Annotated in this window: 14 protein-coding genes; 12 read left to right on the forward strand and 2 right to left on the reverse strand. The window is 59.5% G+C overall.

Annotation, left to right across the window (positions count from 1 at the left end; all coding sequences use genetic code 11):
- Positions 1-233 precede the first annotated feature (233 nt).
- The 12 genes from D8U73_RS10225 to D8U73_RS10280 all read left to right on the forward strand — a co-directional run bounded on the left by D8U73_RS10225 (position 234) and on the right by D8U73_RS10280 (position 15,125).
- On the forward strand, positions 234-1,979 hold the full coding sequence (locus D8U73_RS10225) for a protein-disulfide reductase DsbD (RefSeq protein WP_130904391.1): 1,746 nt from the start codon (positions 234-236) through the stop codon (positions 1,977-1,979).
- A gap of 132 nt (positions 1,980-2,111) precedes the next feature.
- Positions 2,112-2,567: a type II 3-dehydroquinate dehydratase gene (gene aroQ, locus D8U73_RS10230; protein WP_056852465.1), complete on the forward strand. Its 456-nt coding sequence runs from the start codon at positions 2,112-2,114 to the stop codon at positions 2,565-2,567.
- Between the two features lie 24 nt (positions 2,568-2,591).
- The gene (gene accB, locus D8U73_RS10235) at positions 2,592-3,059 is read left to right on the forward strand and encodes an acetyl-CoA carboxylase biotin carboxyl carrier protein (RefSeq protein ID WP_056852464.1); all 468 of its coding nucleotides are present in this window, start codon (positions 2,592-2,594) and stop codon (positions 3,057-3,059) included.
- Positions 3,060-3,076: 17 nt separating this feature from the next.
- Positions 3,077-4,435, forward strand: coding sequence for an acetyl-CoA carboxylase biotin carboxylase subunit (gene accC, locus D8U73_RS10240; protein WP_056852463.1), 1,359 nt, complete (start codon positions 3,077-3,079; stop codon positions 4,433-4,435).
- Positions 4,436-4,760: 325 nt separating this feature from the next.
- A complete protein-coding gene (prmA, locus tag D8U73_RS10245; RefSeq protein ID WP_056852462.1) occupies positions 4,761-5,639 on the forward strand; it encodes a 50S ribosomal protein L11 methyltransferase in 879 nt (292 codons plus the stop codon).
- Between the two features lie 30 nt (positions 5,640-5,669).
- Complete coding sequence (locus D8U73_RS10250) at positions 5,670-6,938, forward strand: DUF3426 domain-containing protein (RefSeq protein ID WP_056852461.1); 1,269 nt, start codon at positions 5,670-5,672, stop codon at positions 6,936-6,938.
- 185 nt (positions 6,939-7,123) lie between these two features.
- A complete protein-coding gene (gene dusB / locus D8U73_RS10255; RefSeq protein ID WP_056852460.1) occupies positions 7,124-8,134 on the forward strand; it encodes a tRNA dihydrouridine synthase DusB in 1,011 nt (336 codons plus the stop codon).
- Positions 8,131-8,451, forward strand: a complete 321-nt coding sequence (gene fis / locus D8U73_RS10260) for a DNA-binding transcriptional regulator Fis (protein WP_015093301.1) — start codon at positions 8,131-8,133, stop codon at positions 8,449-8,451. The genes dusB and fis overlap by 4 nt, the downstream gene beginning before the upstream one ends.
- An 81-nt stretch (positions 8,452-8,532) precedes the next feature.
- Complete coding sequence (purH, locus tag D8U73_RS10265) at positions 8,533-10,140, forward strand: bifunctional phosphoribosylaminoimidazolecarboxamide formyltransferase/IMP cyclohydrolase (protein ID WP_056852459.1); 1,608 nt, start codon at positions 8,533-8,535, stop codon at positions 10,138-10,140.
- 151 nt (positions 10,141-10,291) lie between these two features.
- Positions 10,292-11,587, forward strand: coding sequence for a phosphoribosylamine--glycine ligase (gene purD, locus D8U73_RS10270; RefSeq protein WP_130904392.1), 1,296 nt, complete (start codon positions 10,292-10,294; stop codon positions 11,585-11,587).
- A 99-nt stretch (positions 11,588-11,686) separates the two neighbouring features.
- Positions 11,687-14,464: a hybrid sensor histidine kinase/response regulator gene (locus tag D8U73_RS10275; protein WP_130904393.1), complete on the forward strand. Its 2,778-nt coding sequence runs from the start codon at positions 11,687-11,689 to the stop codon at positions 14,462-14,464.
- A 64-nt stretch (positions 14,465-14,528) separates the two neighbouring features.
- Positions 14,529-15,125 (forward strand): MarC family protein, encoded by a 597-nt coding sequence (locus D8U73_RS10280; RefSeq protein ID WP_056852456.1) that lies wholly within the window; start codon positions 14,529-14,531, stop codon positions 15,123-15,125.
- A gap of 19 nt (positions 15,126-15,144) precedes the next feature.
- On the opposite strand, the gene D8U73_RS10285 is transcribed toward D8U73_RS10280, so the two are convergent.
- Positions 15,145-15,894: a hypothetical protein gene (locus D8U73_RS10285; protein WP_130904394.1), complete on the reverse strand. Its 750-nt coding sequence runs from the start codon at positions 15,892-15,894 to the stop codon at positions 15,145-15,147.
- A gap of 54 nt (positions 15,895-15,948) precedes the next feature.
- A complete protein-coding gene (locus D8U73_RS10290) occupies positions 15,949-16,764 on the reverse strand; it encodes a hypothetical protein (RefSeq protein WP_241668509.1) in 816 nt (271 codons plus the stop codon).
- Between the last annotated feature and the right edge of the window lie 158 nt (positions 16,765-16,922).

Genomic DNA, 16,922 nt, shown 5'->3' on the forward strand with positions numbered 1-16,922 from the left:
TCCCACAGGATTGAGGGTGCTTATTGATCTTGTGGACAACCTTGATACTCGTGGGTGTTGGCTTGCCAGCTCCCACAGGGTTGAGGGTGCTTATAGATCTTGTGGATACCTGCAAAACTTGTGGGAGCTGGCTTGCCAGCGATGACGTCGGACCAGTCACCCCAGCACTACCCGCACTGCACATCCGCACGACGTCCGCTATCATCCCCCCAATTCCGAAACGCGAGATTGTCATGCGCCGTTTGCTCTGCCTGCTTTTATTCGTGCTCGCCCTGCCGGCCGCCGCCACCGGCCTGTTGGAGAGCCGTCCCAGTTCTACCCTGGGCTCGATCAACAACAGCGCCGACTTCCTGCCGGTACGCGAAGCTTTTCAGTTGAGCCTGGTAGAAAGCACGTCGCAATCGATCAAACTGCGTTTCGTCGCCACCGAAGGCTATTACCTCTACCGTCACCGCTTCCAGTTTCGCGCCGAACCGGGCGATGTCACTCTCGGGGCAGCGCAATTGCCCGACGGCCAAAAGAAGCACGACGAGTACTTTGGCGATGTCGAGGTCTACCACGGCGTTCTCGATGTAGAACTGCCGCGCACCGATCAGCGCGCCTTTACCTTGGTGGTGACTTATCAGGGCTGCGCCGACAAGGGCCTGTGTTATCCGCCGGAAACCGAGCGCCTGAGTATCAACGCCGGCAACAGCGCAACCGTGCCGTATAGCTGGAGCTGGCGCGAACTGGCGCTGTTTTTCCTCGCCGGTCTGGGCCTGACGTTCACCCCCTGCGTGCTGCCGATGCTGCCGATCCTGTCCGGCGTGGTGTTGCGCGGACAGGTCGGCGGCTGGCGCGGTTTCAACCTGTCGCTGGCGTATGTGCTGCCGATGGCGGCGTGTTTTGCCCTGCTCGGCGCCTTGATGGGGATGTTCGGTGCGCAACTCAATCTCCAGGCGCGCCTGCAATCGGCCTGGGTGCTGGTACCATTCGCGACGTTTTTCGCAGTGTTTGCCCTGGCGATGTTCGGGGTGTTCGAGCTGAAGTTGCCGCATGCCATCAGCAGCCGGCTCGACCGCATTGCTGGTCGCACCGAAGGCGGCTCGCTGTGGGGCGCGGCAGTGCTGGGCGTGGTTTCCAGCCTGCTGGTTTCGCCCTGCGTATCGGCACCCTTGGCCGGTGCGTTGCTGTACATCAGCGCCAGCGGCGATGCCTTGGGCGGTGGACTGAAACTGTTCATGCTCGGCCTGGGCATGGGCGCGCCACTGTTATTGGTGGCCACCGGCGGCGCGGCGTGGCTGCCAAAAAGCGGCCCGTGGCTGATCTACGTGAAAAATGCGATTGGCGTGTTGTTGCTGGGACTGGCGATCGGCTTGCTCAGCCGGGTTTTGCCGGGACAGGTTACGCTGCTGCTGATCGGCCTGTTGGCCGCGGGTGTCGGCTTGTTCCTCGGCGCACTGGAATTCGTCTACAAACCACCGCGAAAACGCCTGGGCCAGCTATTCGGGATGTTCCTGCTGTTTTACGCGCTGGCCTGCTGGTTCGGCGCATTCAGCGGCCAGAGCGACCCGTTCAACCCCATCGGCCAGTCGCGCACCATTGCCAGCAACGCGCCAACCCAGGAAACCAGTGCCTGGCAAACCGTAGACACCCCGGCTGAACTCGACCGCGTGCTCGCCCAAGCCCGCTCGGCCAAAAGTGCGCTGCTGCTCGACTGGTACGCCGACTGGTGCATCAGCTGCAAAGTGATCGAACGGGAAGTACTGAACGACCCCATCGTCATCGAACGCCTCAAGGGTTACAGACTGGTCCGCTTCGATATCACCCAGAGCAACGCCGAACAACGCGCCCTGCTCGATCGCTACCAACTGTTCGGCCCCCCTGCCTTGATGTTTTTCGGCAAGGACGGCGTCGAACGTGTCGATGTGCGGGTGATCGGCGAGATCAATGCGCGGGACTTCGCCGAACGTGTTGCCAGGGCGAATGACCGGATTTAAGCAAGCAGTCATATATTTCGCGCAAACATCGGTCATCGTGCTGGCTATTGCAGAGAACTGGACAGTCACAAAGGCTTTGCGGCATAGTCGCCGAGTTCTGACAATTGCACACGGATAACAAAGGAACCGCCGATGGCGACGCTACTCGTTCTGCACGGACCCAACCTGAACTTGCTCGGCACCCGTGAACCGGGCACCTATGGCGCCACGACGCTGGCGCAGATCAACCAGGACCTGGAACGCCGTGCCCGTGAAGCCGGCCACCATTTGCTGCACCTGCAAAGCAATGCCGAGTACGAATTGATCGACCGCATCCACGCCGCTCGCAGCGAAGGTGTGGACTTCATTTTGATCAACCCGGCAGCTTTTACGCATACAAGTGTCGCATTACGTGACGCGCTGCTGGCGGTGAGCATCCCATTCATCGAAGTGCATTTGTCCAACGTGCACAAACGCGAACCTTTCCGCCATCACTCTTACTTCTCCGACGTAGCGGTAGGAGTGATCTGCGGCCTTGGCGCCAGCGGTTATCGACTGGCCTTGGAGGCTGCATTAGAGCAGCTTGAACAACAAGCTATACGCCCCTGACCGACCCTTGGGAGTTGATGATTCATGGATATCCGTAAAGTTAAGAAACTGATCGAATTGCTGGAAGAGTCCGGCATCGACGAGCTCGAGATCAAGGAAGGCGAAGAGTCCGTACGCATCAGCCGTCACAGCAAAACCCCGGCTCAGCAGTACTACGCTCCTGCGCCAATGCCAGCTCCGGCTGCCGCGCCTGTCGCTGCCGCCGCTCCGGCTGCCGCTGCCGCCGCACCTGCAGCGCCTGCCGCACCAGCGTTGAACGGCACCGTTGCCCGTTCGCCAATGGTCGGTACGTTCTATCGCAAGTCTTCGCCAACCTCGCCGTCCTTCGTTGAAGTCGGCCAGACCGTGAAGAAAGGCGACACCCTGTGCATCGTTGAAGCCATGAAGATGATGAACCACATCGAAGCTGAAACCAGCGGTGTGATCGAATCCATCCTCGTCGAAGACGGCCAGCCGGTTGAGTACGACCAACCGCTGTTCACCATCGTTTGAACCGCGGAGAGCCTTTGATGACTGCGAAGTTGGAAAAAGTTCTGATCGCCAACCGCGGTGAGATCGCCCTGCGGATCCTGCGCGCCTGCAAAGAGATGGGCATCAAGACCGTCGCCGTTTACTCCAAGGCTGACAAGGAACTGATGCACCTGGGTCTGGCAGACGAGTCCGTCTGCATCGGCCCGGCATCGGCCGCCCACTCCTACCTGCACATTCCGGCAATCATTGCCGCGGCCGAAGTGACCGGCGCTACCGCCATTCACCCAGGCTACGGTTTCCTTGCGGAAAACGCCGACTTTGCCGAGCAGGTCGAGAACTCCGGCTTCGCGTTCATTGGCCCGAAAGCCGAAACCATTCGCCTGATGGGCGACAAGGTATCGGCCAAGCACGCCATGATCGCCGCCGGTGTACCGACCGTTCCGGGTTCTGACGGCCCGCTGCCGGAAGACGAAGAAACCGCTCTGCGCATTGGTCGCGAAGTCGGTTATCCGGTGATCATCAAGGCCGCTGGCGGCGGTGGTGGTCGCGGCATGCGCGTTGTGCATAAAGAAGAAGACCTGATTTCCTCGGCCAAACTGACCCGCTCCGAAGCAGGCGCGGCGTTCGGCAACCCGATGGTCTATCTGGAAAAGTTCCTGACCAACCCGCGTCACGTGGAAGTCCAGGTGCTTTCCGACGGCCAGGGCAACGCCATCCATCTGGGCGACCGCGATTGCTCGCTGCAACGTCGTCATCAGAAAGTTCTCGAAGAAGCGCCGGCACCGGGCATCGACGAGAAGGCTCGCCAGGAAGTTTTCGCTCGCTGCGTCAAGGCGTGCATCGACATCGGTTACCGGGGTGCGGGCACTTTCGAGTTCCTGTACGAGAACGGCCGCTTCTACTTCATCGAGATGAACACTCGTGTCCAGGTAGAGCACCCGGTTTCGGAAATGGTCACCGGTATCGACATCGTCAAGGAGATGCTCAGCATCGCCGCTGGCAACAAGCTGTCGTTCACCCAGGATGACGTGGTCATCCGCGGTCACGCGCTGGAGTGCCGGATCAACGCCGAAGATCCGAAAACCTTCATGCCGAGCCCGGGCACGGTCAAGCATTTCCACGCACCAGGCGGCAACGGCGTTCGCGTCGACTCGCACCTGTACAGTGGTTATGCCGTACCGCCGAACTACGATTCGTTGATCGGCAAGCTGATCACTTACGGTGCAACCCGTGACGAAGCCATGGCGCGCATGCGCAATGCGCTGGACGAAATCGTGGTCGACGGGATCAAGACCAACATCCCGCTGCACCGCGACCTGACCCGCGACGAAGGTTTCTGCAAAGGGGGCGTGAACATTCACTACCTCGAGCACAAGCTGGCCGGCGAGAAGCACTAAGCTTCGAACCTGCACCTGACAAAGCCGCCTTCGGGCGGCTTTGTTGTTTCTGCAGATGCCCCCCCAGAAACCTTGTGGCGAGGGAGCTTGCTCCCGCTCGGTTGCGCAGCAGCCGCAAGACCATTCATCCGAGTTGTGACAGACAAAGCCTTATCTACCATTTTGGGACCGCATCGCGCTGCAGCGGGAGCAAGCTCCCTCGCCACAGAGAGCGTCGTGCGGTATTGGATGGCAACCCGGTCGTCTTCTGCGTTGCGCTCGCGTAAACTTGCGCGCTTCTCGCAGCCCGCTAGGCTGCAATCTATATTTTTCAAAGGTGCCCGCCATGCCTTGGCTGCAAGTCCGTCTCGCCATCAGCCCAGAACAAGCCGAAACCTACGAAGACGCTTTCCTTGAAGTGGGCGCCGTATCGGTGACCTTCATGGACGCCGAAGACCAGCCGATCTTCGAGCCGGAACTCAACACCACGCCACTGTGGTCGCACACCCACCTGCTGGCCCTGTTCGAAGGTGGCACCGAGCCTGGCCCGGTGCTGGCTCATCTTGAGCTGTTGACTGGCAGCCCGCTGCCCGAACACCACAGTGAAGTGATCGAAGACCAGGATTGGGAACGCAGCTGGATGGACGGTTTCCAGCCGATGCGTTTCGGTCAGCGCCTGTGGATCGTGCCAAGCTGGCATGCCGCCCCCGAACCAGACGCCGTCAATCTGCTGCTGGACCCGGGCCTGGCGTTCGGCACCGGCACCCACCCGACCACCGCACTGTGCCTGGAATGGCTCGACGGTCAGGATCTGAAAGATTGCAACGTGCTGGACTTCGGCTGCGGCTCGGGGATCCTGGCCATTGCCGCCTTGCTGCTGGGCGCCAGGGAAGCGGTCGGCACCGACATCGACGTGCAGGCGCTGGAAGCTTCCCGCGACAATGCCGGGCGCAACCACATTGCCAATGAGCTGTTCCCACTGTATCTGCCGGAAGATCTGCCGCAGGTTCAGGCTGATGTGCTGGTAGCGAACATTCTCGCTGGCCCGCTGGTATCCCTTGCACCGCAGCTGTCCGGCCTGGTCAAGCCCGGTGGCCGTCTGGCGCTGTCGGGGATTCTGGCCGAGCAAGGCGATGAAGTGGCTGCAGCCTACGCCAAGGACTTCGATCTGGATCCGATCGCCAATCGCGATGGCTGGGTGCGCATCACAGGCCGTCGGCGCTAGAATGAGCGTCTGCATAATCCGGATCGCCGCATGACCGATAGCTTCGTCACCCAGTGCCCGCATTGCCAAACCAGTTTCCGCGTCAGCCATGCCCAGTTGAGCGTGGCGCGCGGGGTCGTTCGCTGTGGCTCATGCCTGCAGGTATTCAACGCGGCCAAGCAATTGCTTGAACAGGCCGGCAAAGAGCCTGCCGCGCCGATTGCACCTGCCATCGCGCAAGCCCCGGCACCCGAACAACCGCGTGCCATCAGCCAAAAGCAATGGAGCGCGGCCGAACTGGATCTGGACAGCCTCGACCTCGACGAAGAACTCGCCCGGCTCGAACAGCGGGAAATCCAGCCCATCACCGAATTCGGCCGCCCCCGCGAAGACAGCCTCAGCGCTCGCCGCGACAGCACTGAAATCGACGAAGAACCCTGGACCACTGACAGCCTGTTCAGCGAATCGGCCGCCGATCGTGCGCAAACGGGCAATAACCTTGACGAGCTCGATGCGCTCGACACTCCTGTTTCAGAAGAACCCCTGAAAGAGACAGGCATCCTCGCACGCACCGAACCCTCGCTGTCGCTGGAACTCGAGCCGGTGGAACTGGACGACGAACCCCAGCCGCCACATTTACGCCTGCACGACCCGCTCGATCCTCCACTTCATCACGAACGCCTTTCGGCAACGGCTACTGAAGAAATCGACGCCGACCTGCCTTCGATCGAGCCCTTGCGCAAGCGTCGCGAACGCAGCGAACCGGGCGTTCGCGCCGAAGTCTTGCAAGACCTGACCGATGACCCGCTGCAACTGGACTGGCAAAAACGCCGTTCGCCGTGGGGGCGCCGATTCTTCTGGCTCGTGCTGATCCTGCTGGGCGCCGGCGCACTCGTGGGCCAGTACGTCGCCTATCACTTCGACGAACTCGCACGCCAGGACCAATATCGCCCATGGTTCCAGCAACTGTGCCCACACATCGGTTGCACGGTGCCCTCCAAGGTCGACATCGCCAAAATCAAAAGCAGCAACCTGGTAGTGCGCAGCCACCCGGAGTTCAGTGGTGCGCTGGTGGTTGATGCGATCATCTATAACCGCGCGCCCTTCTCCCAGCCCTTCCCGCTGCTGGAACTGCGCTTCGCCGACCTCAACGGCCACCTGATCGCCAGCCGCCGCTTCAAACCCGGCGAGTATCTCGGGGGCGACCTCGAAGGCATGGCCGAAATGCCTCCGCAAACCCCGATCCACATCGCACTCGACATTCTCGATCCAGGTGCAAAAGCGGTGAATTACAGCCTGAGCTTCCACTCGCCCGAGTGAAACGGTTCACCGCTCTTCAATTGACGACGGCTTTCTGACTTTCCCTGCGCGAACCAAACCGCTGGCGATAACGGAATAACTGTTCAGATTTTGTTCAATTCGACCTTTATCCAGTCATCGAGAGCGGGTATCATGCCAACCCTTTTTCGAACTCTCATGATCCGGCCCCACAACAGGGAAGCCCTATGTCGGCGGTACGCATCGGTCCATACACATTACACAACGGCTTGATTCTCGCCCCGATGGCGGGGGTCACCGACCAACCCTTTCGTCAGCTGTGCAAACGATTGGGCGCGGGACTGGTCGTCTCGGAAATGGTCACCAGCGACATGAGTTTGTGGAACACCCGCAAGTCGCGGATGCGCATGATCCACGAAGGTGATCCCGAGCCACGCTCGGTACAGATCGCCGGTGGCGATGCACAGATGCTGGCGGATGCAGCGCGGGCCAACGTCGAGTTGGGCGCACAGATTATTGATATCAACATGGGCTGTCCGGCGAAGAAGGTCTGCAACAAGGCCGCCGGCTCCGCACTGTTGAAGGATGAAGCACTGGTCACCGAGATCCTGCAGGCCGTCGTGGCTGCGGTTGATGTGCCGGTTACCCTGAAGATCCGGACCGGCTGGGACCGGGACAACAAGAATGGCCTGACGGTGGCGAAGATCGCCGAGCAGGCAGGCATTACGGCGCTGGCGGTACATGGCCGCACCCGTGCCGATCTGTACACCGGTGAAGCCGAGTACGACACCATTGCCGCGATCAAGCAGGCGGTATCGATGCCGGTGTTTGCCAACGGCGATATCGATTCGCCGGAAAAGGCCCGATACGTGCTCGACGCGACCGGTGCCGACGGCCTGCTGGTTGGCCGGGCCGCCCAGGGGCGGCCATGGATTTTTCGCGAGATCGACCATTTCCTGCGCACCGGCGAGAAGCTCCCGGCGCTGGAACTGATCGAGGTGGAACGCATTCTGCTAGAGCATCTGGCTGCGCTGCACGCCTTCTATGGAGACGTGATGGGCGTGCGCATTGCTCGAAAGCATGTGGGCTGGTATCTCGCAACCTTGCCGGGCGCCAGGGAGTTTCGCGCCCACTTCAATCGTTTGGAAGATACGGAAGCACAATGCGCCAACGTTCAGGGGTTCTTCGCCGAACGTTACAAGAGCCTGACAGGGGACGGAGAGGGGGTGGCCGCATGACGATGATGACCGAGACTTTAGTGAGTGGAACAACACCCGTGAGCGACAACGTGAATTTGAAACAGCACCTCAATACCCCGAGCGAAGAAGGTCAGACCCTTCGCGGGAGTGTCGAGAAAGCGCTGCACAATTATTTCGCCCACCTTGAGGGCGCTGCCGTCACGGATGTGTACAACCTGGTGCTCTCCGAAGTCGAGGCTCCCCTGCTCGAGTGCGTGATGAACTACGTCAAGGGCAACCAGACCAAGGCCAGCGAAATGCTCGGACTCAACCGGGGCACGCTGCGCAAGAAACTCAAGCAGTACGATTTGCTGTAAGCATTCAATCAAACCAGAAAGGCGCCCGCGTAAAACCGGTCGCCTTTTTTGCTGACTCCTTTGCTTTTGATGGAAATTGAAATGACCGACCAGACTACCCGCCTGCCGATCCGCCGCGCCTTGATCAGCGTTTCCGACAAGACCGGGATCCTTGAATTCGCCAAAGAGCTTGAAGCCCTGGGCGTCGAGATCCTCTCCACCGGCGGGACGTTCAAGCTGCTGCAGGACAACGGCGTTGCCGCTGTGGAAGTCGCTGATTACACCGGTTTTGCCGAAATGATGGACGGTCGGGTGAAGACCCTGCATCCGAAAATCCACGGCGGGATCCTCGGTCGTCGCGGTATCGACGATGCCATCATGAACGAACACGGCATCAAGCCGATCGATCTGGTGGCGGTCAACCTGTACCCGTTCGAAGCCACCATCAACAAGCCAGGCTGTGACCTGCCGACCGCCATCGAGAACATCGACATCGGCGGCCCGACCATGGTCCGTTCGGCTGCCAAGAACCACAAAGACGTGGCCATCGTGGTCAATGCCAGCGATTACGCCAGCGTCCTCGAAAACCTCAAGGCCGGTGGCCTGACTTACGCTCAGCGTTTCGACCTGATGCTCAAGGCCTTCGAACACACCGCTGCCTATGACGGCATGATCGCCAACTACATGGGTACCGTGAACCAGGCTGCCGAGACGCTCAGCACAGAAGGTCGCAGCGAATTCCCGCGCACGTTCAACAGCCAGTTCATCAAGGCCCAGGAAATGCGCTACGGCGAGAACCCGCACCAGAGCGCGGCGTTCTACGTGGAAGCCAAGCCTGCCGAAGTCGGCATCGCTACCGCGACCCAACTGCAAGGCAAAGAGCTGTCGTACAACAACGTGGCCGACACCGACGCTGCATTGGAATGCGTCAAGAGCTTCGTCAAGCCAGCCTGCGTGATCGTCAAGCACGCCAACCCGTGCGGCGTGGCTGTCAGCCCTGATGCCGAAGGCGGCATCCGCAAAGCCTACGACCTGGCTTATGCCACCGATACCGAATCCGCGTTTGGCGGCATCATCGCCTTCAACCGCGAACTGGATGCAGAGACCGCCAAGGCGATCGTCGAGCGCCAGTTCGTTGAAGTGATCATCGCCCCAAGCGTCAGCGAAGAAGCCCGCGCCATCGTTGCAGCCAAAGCCAACGTGCGTCTGCTGGCCTGCGGCGAGTGGTCGGCCGATCGTGCAGCAGCGTGGGATTACAAGCGCGTCAATGGTGGTCTGCTGGTGCAGAGCCGTGACATCGGCATGATCAGCGCCGATGACCTGAAAGTCGTGACCAAACGCGCGCCGACCGAACAGGAAATCCACGACCTGATCTTCGCCTGGAAAGTCGCCAAGTACGTTAAATCCAACGCCATCGTCTACGCCAAGAACCGTCAGACCATCGGTGTCGGCGCCGGTCAGATGAGCCGCGTGAACTCGGCTCGCATCGCTGCGATCAAGGCTGAGCATGCAGGCTTGCAGGTAGCCGGTTCGGTGATGGCGTCCGACGCATTCTTCCCGTTCCGCGATGGTCTGGACAATGCGGCCAAGGCGGGCGTGACGGCTGTGATCCAGCCAGGCGGCTCGATGCGTGATGCTGAAGTGATTGCTGCTGCCGACGAAGCCGGCATCGCGATGGTGTTCACCGGCATGCGCCACTTCCGTCACTGATTTGTTTGCTTGATCGTACCCACGCTCTGCGTGGGCACGCAGCCCGGGACGCTCCGCGTCCCTCGGACGCGGAGCGTCCGTTGAGGCATTCCCACGCAGAGCGTGGGAACGATCAGCCCCCACAGAATTAGCGTCATCCGAGGTTTTTGAAATGAATGTTTTGATCATTGGCAGCGGTGGCCGTGAACACGCCCTGGCCTGGAAAGTGGCTCAGGATCCGCGCGTGCAAAAGGTTTTCGTGGCCCCGGGCAACGCCGGTACGGCCATTGAAGCCAAGTGCGAGAACGTCGCCATCGACGTGCTGGCCCTTGAGCAACTGGCGGACTTCGCCGAGAAAAACGTTTCCCTGACCATCGTTGGTCCGGAAGTGCCACTGGTTGCGGGCGTCGTGGACCTGTTCCGCTCCCGCGGCCTGGACTGCTTCGGTCCGACCGCTGGCGCCGCACAGCTGGAAGGTTCGAAAGCTTTCACCAAGGACTTCCTGGCTCGCCACAAGATCCCGACCGCCGACTACCAGAACTTCACCGAGATCGAGCCTGCCCTGGCTTACTTGCGCGAAAAAGGTGCTCCAATCGTGATCAAGGCCGATGGCCTTGCCGCCGGTAAAGGCGTGATCGTCGCCATGACCTTGGCCGAAGCCGAAGACGCCGTGCGTGACATGCTCGCCGGCAATGCCTTCGGTGACGCCGGCTCGCGCGTCGTGATCGAAGAGTTCCTGGATGGCGAAGAAGCTAGCTTCATCGTCATGGTCGACGGCAAGAACGTCCTGCCAATGGCCACCAGCCAGGACCACAAACGCGTCGGCGACGGCGACACCGGGCCGAACACCGGCGGCATGGGTGCCTACTCCCCTGCCCCGGTTGTCACCGCCGAAGCGCACAAGCGCGTCATGGATCTGGTGATCTGGCCGACGGTTCGCGGCATGGCCGAGGAAGGTAACGTCTACACTGGCTTCCTGTACGCCGGCTTGATGATCGACAAGGCTGGTAACCCAAAAGTTATCGAATTTAACTGCCGTTTCGGCGACCCTGAGACCCAACCTGTCATGCTGCGCTTGCAGTCGAGCCTGGTGCTGCTGGTTGAAGCTGCTCTGGCGCAGGCGCTGGACAAGGTCGAGGCGCAATGGGATCCACGTCCAAGCGTAGGTATCGTGCTGGCGGCGGGCGGCTATCCTGGTGACTACGCCAAAGGCGTGGCCATCAATGGCCTGGATGCAGCCGCCGCGCTGGAAGGCAAAGTCTTCCACGCTGGCACTGCGCTCAAAGACAATCAAGTGGTAACGGCCGGCGGTCGCGTGCTTTGCGCTACGGCCATGGGTGCCAGTGTCGATGCGGCTCAGCAGCAGGCTTACAAGCTGGCGGCGAAAATTGATTGGGAAGGCTGTTTCTATCGCAAGGACATTGGCTACCGTGCCATTGCCCGCGAGCGTGGCGAAAATCAGGAATAAGCTATCCTTTGAGCCGGGCAGGGGCTTCAAGCCCTTGCCTGACTATTCCGGCGCCGCGCATAGTTATATTCTGGCATCAACCTACGAAGGGATTTCGCCGTGCGCTGGCTCAGGATTGCCATAGGTTTCACCGTCACTCTGCTGACTCTGCTCTGCATGCTCCCGGCCCAGGCCGCGCAAGGCAGTGGCTGGGCGGTATTGCTCGACGAACAGGGCGATCTGCAACTGAGCGACATCCGCTCCACCCGCTACAGCAATCAATTCAGTCCCATCGAACTTGACCGCCTCACCGCAGCCGAGCCCGACGGCGCACTCTGGATCCGCTTCCGCCTCGCCCCCGGCAAGCATGAACAGCTACTGCGGGTGTTCGCGCCCGACTTGTCGCGTCTCAACCTGTATGTGCTCGATGGCGACAACCTGATCGACCAATCGAGTACCGGCAACAAACAACCCCAGACCGACCGGCCACTGCCCAGCAGCGACTTCATGCTGCCGTTGCCGCAGAGCGACAAACCCCTTGATGTGTACCTCAGACTGGTCTCCGATAACCAGCTGCGGCCCTACATCACCCTGCAATCGGCGGTCATGACCGCGGCCAATCAGAACCAGACGCTGGTCTACGGACTGCTGCTGGGCTGTGTCGGCATGCTGATCCTGCACAACCTCATCCGCTACGCCTACACCCGTTCGCGCAGCAGTCTCTGGCTGGCCGCCTGCGAGGGCTTGCTGATGCTCAGCCTGGTGCTCTTGCTGAACCTCGCGGGGCCATGGATACCAAGCTGGCAAGCCGTGCAAACACCGGGGGCATACCTCGCTTTGTTGCTGACAGCCCCCTGCGGCCTGATGCTCGCCTATCGCTTTTTTGCCCCCCTCGGCCCCCACCCGCTCAACCGGTTGCTGCTGGGCGAGATCCTGGTCATCACGACCTGCGGCCTGCTGCTGTTGTTCGTCAATACATTGCCGCTGAACATCATTACCTATGGCCTGGTCGCCCTGGCGGGCCTGACCATGCTGTTCGTCAGCGCCTTTCACTGGCAGAAAGGCTATCGCCCGGCGCGGCTGTTCGTTGCGGCCATGGTGGCTTTCAACCTCGGAACGCTGATTATCCTGCCGGCATTGCTGGGGCTGACACTGGTCGAGCCCCACGGCCTGATCACCATCCTGCTGGCTTTCATCTGCATCAGCGGCCTGCTGATGAGCATTGCCTTGAGCGAGCGCCAACGCAGCATCACCGAAGACCGCTTCAGCATCAGTCGCGACCTGGCCGCCAGCAATGCCGAAATCAATGCCAAGGCCGAGTTCCTGGCGAAGATCAGCCATGAAATCCGCACGCCGATGAACGGCGTGCTGGGCATGACCGAACTGCTGCTTGGCACGCCGCTGTCGGTCAAGCAGCGCGATTACGTGCAAACCATTCATAGCGCCGGCAACGAATTGCTGACGCTGATCAACGAAATTCTCGACATCTCCAAACTCGAGTCCGGGCAGATCGAACTCGATGATGTGCAGTTCGATCTCAACGCCTTGATCGAAGATTGCCTGAGTATCTTCCGCGCCAAGGCCGAACAGCAGAACGTCGAGCTGATCAGCTTCATCCAGCCACAAGTGCCGCGGGTCATCAGCGGCGATCCGACACGTTTGCGCCAGACCCTGTTGAGCCTGCTTGAAAATGCCCTGAAGAAAACCGACGAAGGTGAAATCCTGATTGTCGTTGCCCTCGATGAACGCAGCGCCAAACCGCGCCTGCGCATCGCCGTGCAGGACAGCGGCGAACCGATGGATGCCGAAGAACGCGATGCGCTGATGCACGCCGAGCTGCACAGCAAGCACTTCCTTTCGGCCAATCGCCTGGGCGGAAATCTGGGGCTGGTGATCGCCCGTCAGCTGATCCGCTTGATGCAAGGCGAGTTCGGCATCAAGAGTGGCACCCAACAAGGCAGCACGCTGTGGCTGACATTGCCGCTGGACCCGGACCGGCTCGAACACCCGACATCCGATCTGGACGGCCCGTTGCAAGGTGCGCGGGTGCTGGTGGTGGACGACAATGACACCTGCCGCAAAGTGCTGGTACAGCAATGCAGCGCATGGGGCCTCAACGTCAGCGCCGTACCATCCGGCAAGGAAGCGCTGGCGCTGTTGCGCACCAAGGCGCACTTGCGTGACTACTTCGACGTGGTCCTGCTGGACCAGAACATGCCTGGCATGACCGGCATGCAACTGGCCGCCAAGATCAAGGAAGACCCGAGTCTGAATCACGACATCCTGCTGATCATGCTCACCGGCATCAGCAATGCGCCCAGCAAGATCATTGCACGCAACTCCGGGGTCAAACGCATCCTCGCCAAGCCGGTGGCCGGCTACACCCTCAAGACCACCCTGGCCGACGAGCTGACCCAGCGCAACAAAGGGCTCGCCGTCATGCCGCATGCGCCCTCCAGCCCTACCCTGCCGATCAAGGTGCCCAGCGATTTCCGCATTCTCGTTGCCGAGGACAACAGCATTTCAACCAAGGTCATCCGCGGCATGCTGGGCAAGCTCAATCTGCAACCGGATACCGCCAGCAATGGCGAAGAAGCGCTACAGGCGATGAAGGCCCAGCGCTATGACCTGGTACTGATGGACTGTGAAATGCCGATCCTCGATGGTTTCTCGGCCACCCAGCAACTGCGTGCCTGGGAAGTCGGCAACCAGCGGATTCGCACGCCGGTGGTGGCATTGACGGCGCATATCCTCGCCGAACACAAGGAGCGCGCGCGCCAGGCCGGCATGGACGGCCACATGGCCAAACCGGTGGAGCTTTCGCAGTTGCGCGAACTGATCGAACACTGGGTTGCCCAGCGTGACCTGCAAAACCGCAGCGTAACCCCAACGCCCTGAGCCGACAGTTATTGCAACGCCTGATAGACTCCCCCTCGACTTCTCTCGCCAGTGAGCCCGCACCATGCTTCACGTGTTGTTCAGTGTTTACCTGAAGATGCTGGTGCTCTACAGCCCGTTTTTCGTGCTGTCCTGCTTCATCAGCCTGACCCGCGGCTACTCACGCAAGGAGCAGCGTCGACTGGCCTGGAAAGTGGCAGTCGCAACGCTGGTTTCCAGCGTGTTGCTGTACTTGTTTGGCCGGGTGATTTTCAGTGTCTTCGGCATTACGGTGGATGCGTTTCGCATCGGCGCCGGCAGTGTGCTGTTCATTTCCGCGCTGGGCATGGCCCAAGGCAAGTCGGCGGTCCAGACCGACAATGTGCAGCAGGACGTAACCATCGTCCCGCTGACCATTCCTCTGACGGTCGGCCCCGGCACCATCGGTGCATTGCTGGTAATGGGCGTGAGCCAGCCGCATTGGGACGACAAGCTCATGGCCATCGTCAGTATCGCGCTGGCCAGTTTTACCGTCGGTGTGGTGTTGTATCTGTCCAATCACATCGAGCGCATTCTCGGTGACCAGGGTTTGCAGATTGTCAGCCGATTGATGGGTTTGTTTGTGTGCGCGCTGGCGGCGCAGATTATTTTCACCGGGGTGAAGGGTTACCTGGTTCCTTGACCCGCCATGTCTATCAATGTCATCCGTTGGCCGGTGGTGCAAATCCGACACCAGTCAACGGCACGTCATGCTCGCCGACATTGATGCACAGTGCCAATCGTTGCGGCCCTAACCACTGCACGGTGTCGTCCCTGAACGCTTTGTACTCGTCCACTGAAAACCGGGCGTGAAAAAACGCGGTCTTCACCCCTCCCATCACGCTACTCAATGCAAAATCCTGCCGGATAAACTGGCTTTCGATCGGCTGATCCGTTTCAAAGAACACAGTGGCCAACGTCAGGAAGCCATCAGACTCGGCAATACCGACCAGTACTCTCAAACGATGCATGCCGTTGAAGCTTGCGTCCATGCCGCCTGACTGACTGCCACACCCCATTATCGAGCGTTCACGAAAGACACGGGCCCCCGGTGACTGTTCAGGCAACTGCGCGACCCTGCGCAAAGCGGTTGCCGGCAGAGTGACCTGTTGTGCGGACAAACCTGATTGGAACGCTGCGTGAACAGCTTCAGATAAAGTGAAACTTCGAACACCGGAAGAAGGGAACATCCCCGAGGTTGCGCCCTGATCATGGAACTTCCATCCACAAGCGGCCAGAGTATCCATGAACACGCCGGACCATTGAGCGTGGTCCTTGGCGTGCGGAAAGTCCTCCTCTGCTGCAAGTTGAGCGAACAACACAGTGTCGAGCGTGTCCTGCCTGACTTCAGGCGGCAACAGCGTCGACAACAACAAAAGGCTGCAAGAGTTTATGACTATTGAGTACGCCATACGCTTTCCTTATTCGAGGGTGGCCAGAGACCAAAAGCCTCTGGCCTTGTCCCTTTACTTGCGTCGGCTGAAACGCTTGGCCAAAATTTCCTTGCGGTGAATACCGAGGTATTCTTCGATATCCGACTTGATGTACGCATAACGGGCAGGATTGAACGTTATGAATGACTTGCCATGGAAAATATTCAGAGAAGAAGTCTTCCAGTCCACGAACAGGAGACCGCCATCATTACCGCCTCCCTGGTGATCGACAGCCCCCACTGCGATCAGGATAATTCCGTTAGCCATTTGTTCACAGGGAATAGTGGACAAACGTACGCCTTCAGTATTCTTCGCTTGTGTATTAAACAGATTGATTGCTTCCGGCTCTTTCTTCAATGCAGCCAACGTAGAGTTGGTCAATGCACTGAGCGCCGTAGCGCCAGGAATGGCAGTCTTTGCGGCATCGACAGCGGCCTGGATAATATCGACCATGACATTATCCATCGTGATATTTAACGATGTGGCACTGTACTTTGAGTAACCTTTATCCGGAACGAAACAGCCCAGGTCTTCCATGCAGGACGTAAACGCATGGTACCAAGCCTTGGGGTCTTTATTTCCGGGCACCTCGATATTCGCTTCCATTTTCGACATGGTAATCAGGTTTTCAATGATCGCCATGTTTTCGATTGAGATTTGGTCACCATAACCGATCAGGCTGTTGCCCAGCACCAGTGCGTCCAACTCTTTGGTAGGGCTCGAAACGACCGAAGAGCTCAACGACATCGTGCGCAATTGAACGGTCAATACACTTTTGCGCTTATTAATGCACGCCCTTACAAAATCAGCACTGTCAGAAACACTTACAGAACTTTCAAAATCGTCCATGAATACACTCCTTTATTTATCAATAATCGCTTCATCTGGAAGCGCACTGAAAACTAACGCAATTCATTCATAACTACCAACCACAACCAAATACAACATGTGTATATAACCTCAACACACCGAAACCGGGAACAGACAGGCACCACCGCCCAGGTCGT

The organism is Pseudomonas sp. Sample_22 (assembly GCF_004307635.1).
GTDB lineage: Bacteria > Pseudomonadota > Gammaproteobacteria > Pseudomonadales > Pseudomonadaceae > Aquipseudomonas.